Raw genomic sequence first — 7,792 nt, 5'->3', positions numbered from 1 at the left:
CACTCGTCTAGGTGACTTGAGTGATTTAAAATAGGTTGAAAGAGGGCATTGCTCCTCATGAACCTCTTCTGCTGCCTGTAAAAAATGGCGACCACTATCCACCAAACTGATGCAACGTAACATCCCAAGACGAATAAAGCCAATATCGTTTAGTCCTGGGCATGCTCGCTTCCACAAAGGGTAACGTTCTGCTGATACGGCATTGTCCATGCTCTTATTGCAGTGATCAAAAATAAAGGCATTCAGTGTCTGGGATTCGTACATGAGAGTTTCCGATTATAAGGTTTATAAAACGGAAAATTATAAAAAAAATGTTTTTCGTAATTGCAAGCTTTATTTTAGGTTTTTTGTTGTTTTTCCATGTGCTTATCCTGCGAAGAATTTTTAGGATTGATTAAAAATCTGGGAGTAGGACAAGATAATCGCATACCGCCTCTAAAATAAGGCATACTCTCTAAGTTTCTTAGCTATTGTTGCTTTCAATGGAAACACTGATGAATATAACCCCTTTCTACGAAAATGATAAGCTTGTCGGCTACATGTCTGTTCGCACCAAAGCCACCCGTGAGCAAATTAAATCAACAGACGCGGTGTACCAGCTTTTTGTTGACGGGAAAGCGGGGAATTTAAAAATCCAGGACGGCAAAGTTGTCAAATCGACCCTGATGGGAAAACTCAACCTATTCAAAAATTTGACCGTCAAATCCCATCTGACGTTCGTCATTAGTCTCCTGTCCATACTAATGATAGTCATTGGCGGTTTGGGCTTGCAGGGCATGCGCAAGAGTAACGAAGGCTTGCATTCGGTGTACAAGGATCGCACGGTAACCATGAGCCTTTTGTTTAATATAAGTGAACTACAGCGGAAAAACCTGATACTTATCGCCGGCAGCCTAGTCACCCCAAATACTGAGATAATTCAGAAAAATGCCACTGAATTGGATCAAAACATAGCGAAAATTACCAAACTAATGAATGCGTACCTGGCCACTTATTTAACACCCATGGAAAAAACCTTCGCGGACAATTTTACCGAAAACAGAAATCGTTTCGTACGTAAAGGACTAAAGCCCGCTATGGCAGCACTGCGCAACAATGACACCGCTCTGGCCGATAAAATCAGAAAGAAAGATATTGGCCCCCTTTATAGACTGAGTAATGATTCAATCAGAAAGTTAATGCAATTGCAGATAGATGTCGCCAAAGAAGTATATGAAGCGGCACAATCTCGCTACGTCAATACCCGCAACATCTCTATCGGCTTGACTCTATTTGGTATTATGCTGGCGATATGGTTGGGTGTTACGCTGATTCGTGCCATCGTTCGTCCGCTAGATGCCGCTATTAAACACTTCGGCAGGATCAGCCAGGGCTATTACAATAACATCATTGAAATCGAACGTAAGGATGAAATTGGTAAAGTGATGACAGCTGTCAAGGCAATGCAAATCAAGTGCAGTTTTGATGTTGAGGAAACTAAACGCATTGCCGAAGAACATAGGTGTATTAAGGTTGCTCTGGATAACGTTAGCACTGGCGTGATGATCGCTAACAATGAACGTGACATCATTTACACCAACAAGTCGGTAATCAATATTCTTGGTAAAGCCGAAGAGAATATCCGCAAACAACTACCTGAATTCTCAGTCGCTAATCTAATCGGTACTAATATTGATAGTTTTCATAAGGATCCTTCGCACCAAACACAATTGCTCTCCTCCTTGAGTATCTGCTACACAGCTAATCTGGAACTAGGTAGTCGCATTATGAAATTGACTGCCTGTCCAGTCATTACTAAAGAAGGTCAACGTCTGGGAACTGTGGCCGAATGGCAGGATTGCACCCATGAAATCATCAGTGTTCCCCTATCTGATTCACCCTCGGAACTAATTTAGCAACAAGCGCATTGATAAAGCTACTCAGCGACTTTCCTGTCATTATTGCGTTTTGAACAGCCCGAATAGTATATGAGCTTATACGTGCGATTCTTTCATTAAAAAATAATGGATTCACAAATCCTCCCCTTTTTTTAGCTGCTTGCTGCCTTTTCTCAAGATCTTCGGTGTACTTTTTATCAGAAGGGTGAATCAACTCTGGATCTTGTATTTTAGAAAGCTCTTCGACCGTGCGTAATAAGTTGTAGCTCATTGCTGTCAGCCGCATCTGGTTCTTGAGTGAGTTATTATCAGAAGACCATGCTTTTGTTTCTTTCAAATTACTTTTACTGTTATTGAATGCTTTCTCAATCGTCCAGCGCTTGAAGTACAGCATGGCAATCGTTCCAGGGTTGATTGAGCCAGGTAAGGTCGTTATAAAGCGGTGAAGTTTTTTTGTTTCGGGATCGCGATAATTGACAATGCTAAACCTGATACCGTTGTTTTCATAAGTGCTGTAACTTTCAATCCCCGTGTTAAGTTCATGGCTGGTATCGAAATGAATTGATTCAACAAAAGTGGCGACTGAATTCTCCTTTAAAACTGAAATCATCAAATTCCCATGCTCTATTTGGTTATTCCAGAAAGCATAATCAGTGACCGCTTTATCATAGACGTAGAGGCACTTTTGGGTGCTGTTTTTTGTTCTGTTTTCTCTCTTGAGTTCGTCGCGCAGCACGGGGATTTCCTGATGCCGCCGGGTTCCATTTGTAATAAGCGAAAAAGGTCTGAGCAAACCATTTCTGAGATTTAAAGTGTAGATAAACCCTGCTGCGTAGACTTTTCCATTCCTTCCTTTTTCTGTATGACAGGCATGATCAATAAAGTGCCCATCAGCCGCCAATACGGTATAGTCATTCAGTTCAGGAAATGACTTTAGATAATCAATACCGTGCGATGACAGAGTTTCACTGTAAATGTCATAGCTTTGTTGTTCAACAGCTTCGAGCATTCTCACTCGTCTAGGTGACTTGAGTGATTTAAAATAGGTTGAAAGAGGGCATTGCTCCTCATGAACCTCTTCTGCTGCCTGTAAAAAATGGCGACCACTATCCACCAAACTGATGCAACGTAACATCCCAAGACGAATAAAGCCAATATCGTTTAGTCCTGGGCATGCTCGCTTCCACAAAGGGTAACGTTCTGCTGATACGGCATTGTCCATGCTCTTATTGCAGTGATCAAAAATAAAGGCATTCAGTGTCTGGGATTCGTACATGAGAGTTTCCGATTATAAGGTTTATAAAACGGAAAATTATAAAAAAATGTTTTTCGTAATTGCAAGCTTTATTTTAGGTTTTTTGTTGTTTTTCCATGTGCTTATCCTGCGAAGAATTTTTAGGATTGATTAAAAATCTGGGAGTAGGACAAGATAATCGCATACCGCCTCTAAAATAAGGCATACTCTCTAAGTTTCTTAGCTATTGTTGCTTTCAATGGAAACACTGATGCATGAAATAGCGATAGAAAATGAGGTGCAAACAATTATTAATGCTGCAATCATAGGTGACTTCACCAAACGCATCGAAATACAGGTCAAGGAAGAAGGCTTCTTAAAACAACTGGGCGAAGGAATTAACGAGCTTCTGGAAACCACTGAAAATAACCTTAATGATATCCAGCGCCTCCTATATGCTTTGTCACATAACGATCTAACCGTAATAATCAGTAATGATTATTCTGGCAGCTTCGCGCAAGCCAAGGGTGAAGCAAATATCACAGTGGAAAAATTCAAAGAAAGCATCAATCAAATCAAGAAAGCAATTGACAACATCAACTCTGGAGATGAAAAAATTGTATCGGATAAAGGTGATTTGTTACATCGCACCTACGAGCAAGCAGCCCAAGTTGCCGCTAACACATCAAAGATAGCAGACAAGGGTGTCGAAGTGGTCAATCAAGTCGTCTTCAATATAGATGAAATTTATGATTATTCACGTAAAATCGCAGGCATTATTCCAGTCATCAACGACATTGTGCTCCAGACTAAAATGCTTGCCCACACTACCTCTATTGAAGCAACCCGTGCTTGGAGAGCAAGGTAGGGGGTTCGCCGCTGTGGCCGTAGAAATGCGTAACCTAGAGCAACGTACTGCTGCAGCTACCGATGAAATAAAAAATATAATTGATGATTCGTTAAACAAAGCCTCCGATGGCAAAAGATTAGCTACTCAAGCAAGTTTAACTATCGAAGAAATCGTTGCCTCTATACATGACATTACAGTAATGATGTCTGACATCAGTAATGTCTCAACGACACAAATGGCATGCATTAAACAAATTAATCAAGCCATAGGGAAATGGACAATATAAATTAATAAAATGATATTTAAACGTCTAAAACTGGAACTCAGCAATTGTTTAGTATCGAGGTCCAGGTACTGAGATTTCTATAAATAAATTGTCTTAGGAATATGCACGACACACTTGAGCACAATGGGGCGCGGATCTTTAGTCCGCCTTTTAAAATGCAGGCTCAAGACCTGCGCCCCATATAATGATGTAAAAATTATTTCGTGCACATTCCTGGTAAATTGATACGTTGCCTAAGTGTAGCGTCCGCAAAATGGAACCCAAAATGTATATATGGAGAAACCGAAGATGAAGTTAAACAACATGGAAAGCATTTTGTGGTACAAGATTCCACTTATTTTGCTTCTTATCAAGAATGACAAAGTGTTTATTACCGTTGTACTTGGTTAAGCAATTGGCATTACCTTCCAATCATAAGCTACTTTTTTGGAACTAATATAATCGTTGGCATCAATTTTATCTACTTCAGCAATCAGCAGGGAGACTCAAATGAATACTTATCACACAACCTTTACGGTTAAAAGACTCTGGCAAATATTGTTAGTAAGTTTGCTAGTATCGTTTTCTGTCTTATTATTTTTTGGCAGTCAAATTTATCAAAAAAGCTCCGCCTATTCCTGAGACCATTCAAACATCGGCTGGCAATGTTGTTTATACCCGTGCTGATATAGAACGAGGTCAGAATACCTGGCAATCCATTGGGGGTATGCAGCAAGGCTCAATCTGGGGACACGGAAGCTATCTTGCTCCTGACTGGTCTGCAGATTGGCTACACCGTGAAGCTTTGGAACTACTGTCACTTATTGCCAGTGATGAAATTGTCAGTGAATTTTCATCCGACGAACAACTACTTGAAATGTATAAGGTTTCACTACGCCATGAGATACGCAAGAATACTTATGACCCTCACACAGGCAACGTTATAGTCAGTCCTAATCGTGCTTTGGCTATGAGAATAAGTAGCCCGGCATTACATTAAATTGTTCACAGCTAAGGATGAGAGTTCTCTCAAATTACGCAAGGATTATGCCTTTCCCCTAAACTCGGTGTTAAATGAACAAGATGCCAGACAACTGACTGCATTCTTTTGCTGGACTGCCTGGGCAGCGGTGACTAATCGACCCAATGATGATGTTAGCTATACCAGTAATTGGGCACATGACCCGCTGGTAGGAAACACGCCTTCTGCCAGCATCCTTATGTGGAGTCTTATTTCCATTTTGATGCTGCTTGCCGGAATAGGCTGGATAGTCTGGTATTACGCACGCCAATTTGATGTCTGGCGAGAGCATCAGGAACCAGCGCATGGCTATGCGCAGGAAGATATGATGACAACGATGCATATCACTCCCTCAATGAGAGCGACAGCTAAATATTTTTGGGTGGTAACGGCTCTTTTTGTTATCCAGGTCTTACTCGGTATCATTGCCGCGCATTACGCTGTTGAGGGGCAAGGGCTATATGGCTTGCCCTTGATCGATTATCTTCCCTACGCTGTTACACGTACATGGCATACTCAGCTTTCCATATTATGGATAGTCACTGCCTGGCTGGCAACCGGGCTTTATTTTGCACCGATGCTTTCCGGCCATGAGCCAAAATATCAGCGCTTTGGTGTGAATTTTTTATTCTTTAGCTTATTGCTGATCGTGGTCGGGTCATTTGCCGGGGAATGGCTAGCGAGACATGGATTTTTTGATGACTTAACCATAAACTTCTGGTTCGGGCATCAGGGTTATGAATATATTGACCTTGGTCGATTCTGGCAAATCTATCTATTTATCGGTTTATTACTCTGGGTCGTTTTAGTGTTACGCGGATTATGGCCCGCATTACAAGAAAAAGCATCCGGCTCACTGATTTTTCTGGTTATCCTTTCTACTATTTCAATTGGGTTACTTTACGGAGCGGGTCTGATGTGGGGGCAGCATACCCATATCAGTATTATGGAGTATTGGCGGTGGTGGGTAGTGCATCTCTGGGTAGAAGGGATTTTCGAAGTTTTTGCGACGGCTATCATTTCTACCATTTTTGTGCGTATGGGTTTGCTGAGAGTATCTGTTGCCACGACTATGATTCTATTTGCCACTATCATTTTCCTGGTTGGAGGTGTTTTAGGAACTTTTCATCATATGTACTGGAGTGGAACACCCATTTCGGTATTGGCGCTAGGTGCAACTTTTTCTGCGCTAGAAGTCGTGCCACTGATGGTTGTCGGGTTCGAGGCCTATAGCCATTCAAAAATCGAACATGAAATAGAGTGGGAGAAAAATTACCATTGGCCATTTATGTTTTTTTCCGCCGTTTTAGTCTGGAATATGATTGGTGCCGGTTTATTCGGGTTTTTAATTAACCCGCCTATTTCGCTGTATTATTTGCAAGGCCTCAATACCACAGCGAATCATGCTCACGCCGCATTATTCGGTGTTTATGGTATGTTAGGTTTGGGTTTAATGCTATTTTGTTTACGTGGTCTGACAGATATTAATCATTGGAATCAAAATCTACTTAAAATTTCGTTCTGGAGCTTAAATATCGGCCTGGCGATGATGACCTTTCTATCACTTCTACCTCAAGGTCTTTGGCAAGCCTACGCGAGCATAAAACATTATTATGCATTTGCACGGTCTGCTGAGTTTATGCATAGTGCTGTCATGGAAGGATTGGTATGGGCGCGAGTACCGGGGGATATTATTTTCTCTGTAGGGGTCTTTGCCTTTGCGATGTTTGTTTATCAAGCATTTAAAAAACAAACCAATTGATTGATTGAGTTAGGGAAAGTCATTCGCTCGTAGGCACATATTTTAATTAAATGAGAGCAAAATATTCAGTCATACACCACATAATGAAAAAAATTTACCACGAAGAACTCGTTGTTACCAAGAAAAGTCTACCTCTTTGTCTTTGCGAGTCCTGCGTGGTTAAATATCATAATCACTCGAGTGCCTGCTCTTGGTTAGTTTTAATCAAAACTGACAGCATCAGCCTGATCGAATCTGAGCAGGTAATACTATTTTATTTCTTCAGGCTCGACTAACTCATCGCCATCTTTATCTAGTTTATCAATAATTTTTTCAGCATCCTGTTCAATACTATCTTCCATATTCATAATCACTCGATCAATAGCTTTTTGAGACTTGCCCTTTTGTTGCATTTTAATCGCTTTTTCTATCGCATCTTCTCGTAGCTCTACTTCAACTTCATCAGCTGTTATATAACCATCTTTATTTTGATCGTACTCGTGAACTGAAGCCTTCTGAGACTGACCTTTATAAGGAACATAAGCAGCACTTGCATCAAATACAGTTAAAGCTAAAAAAGCTGGTAATACACCTATCAAAATTTTATTCATTACGCTATCCAATATTGTCTAAAAACGATAATAATATCACGGTAACTTGTATCACGAAAGTATGTATATTTACCTATTCTATGACCATCTCAGCTAAAAATCCTGCCATGATCCTAAAACGACTATTGAAATCATGATATTTCATTAGTTTTTCTCTCTCCCTTATAGTCCTCACTGAAGATATAGATACTAA

Annotated in this window: 6 protein-coding genes and 1 pseudogene; 4 read left to right on the top strand and 3 right to left on the bottom strand. The window is 40.6% G+C overall.

Going from position 1 to position 7,792, the window contains the following annotated elements; genetic code table 11:
• The coding region (locus tag CDZ78_RS21095) for a hypothetical protein (RefSeq protein ID WP_373862444.1) at positions 1 to 264 on the bottom strand (264 nt) is incomplete at its 3' end.
• Between the two features lie 218 nt (positions 265 to 482).
• Between CDZ78_RS21095 and CDZ78_RS06185 the strand changes: the two genes are divergently transcribed.
• The gene (locus CDZ78_RS06185) at positions 483 to 1,895 is read left to right on the top strand and encodes a Tar ligand binding domain-containing protein (RefSeq protein WP_087869220.1); all 1,413 of its coding nucleotides are present in this window, start codon (positions 483 to 485) and stop codon (positions 1,893 to 1,895) included.
• Here CDZ78_RS06185 and CDZ78_RS06180 read toward each other — a convergent pair.
• Positions 1,855 to 3,153: a transposase gene (locus CDZ78_RS06180; protein ID WP_087868413.1), complete on the bottom strand. Its 1,299-nt coding sequence runs from the start codon at positions 3,151 to 3,153 to the stop codon at positions 1,855 to 1,857. The two genes, CDZ78_RS06185 and CDZ78_RS06180, sit on opposite strands and share 41 nt — an antisense overlap.
• Before the next feature lie 229 nt (positions 3,154 to 3,382).
• Here CDZ78_RS06180 and CDZ78_RS21090 point away from each other — a divergent pair, with 229 nt between their 5' ends.
• From CDZ78_RS21090 to CDZ78_RS06170, 3 genes and pseudogenes are all read left to right on the top strand, one after another.
• A complete protein-coding gene (locus tag CDZ78_RS21090; RefSeq protein WP_167374198.1) occupies positions 3,383 to 3,979 on the top strand; it encodes a methyl-accepting chemotaxis protein in 597 nt (198 codons plus the stop codon).
• Positions 3,960 to 4,247 (top strand): methyl-accepting chemotaxis protein, encoded by a 288-nt coding sequence (locus tag CDZ78_RS06175; protein ID WP_167374197.1) that lies wholly within the window; start codon positions 3,960 to 3,962, stop codon positions 4,245 to 4,247. The genes CDZ78_RS21090 and CDZ78_RS06175 overlap by 20 nt, the downstream gene beginning before the upstream one ends.
• A gap of 489 nt (positions 4,248 to 4,736) precedes the next feature.
• Positions 4,737 to 7,009 (top strand): annotated as a pseudogene (locus CDZ78_RS06170) (nitric-oxide reductase large subunit).
• Positions 7,010 to 7,257: 248 nt separating this feature from the next.
• Here CDZ78_RS06170 and CDZ78_RS06165 read toward each other — a convergent pair.
• On the bottom strand, positions 7,258 to 7,599 hold the full coding sequence (locus tag CDZ78_RS06165; protein ID WP_087869218.1) for an EF-hand domain-containing protein: 342 nt from the start codon (positions 7,597 to 7,599) through the stop codon (positions 7,258 to 7,260).
• Positions 7,600 to 7,792 lie beyond the last annotated feature (193 nt).

Source organism: Bathymodiolus platifrons methanotrophic gill symbiont (assembly GCF_002189065.1).
In the GTDB taxonomy this organism is placed as follows: domain Bacteria; phylum Pseudomonadota; class Gammaproteobacteria; order Methylococcales; family Methylomonadaceae; genus Methyloprofundus.
Note: the sequence above shows the minus strand (reverse complement) of the source record. Positions and strands in the feature narration are given on the sequence as shown.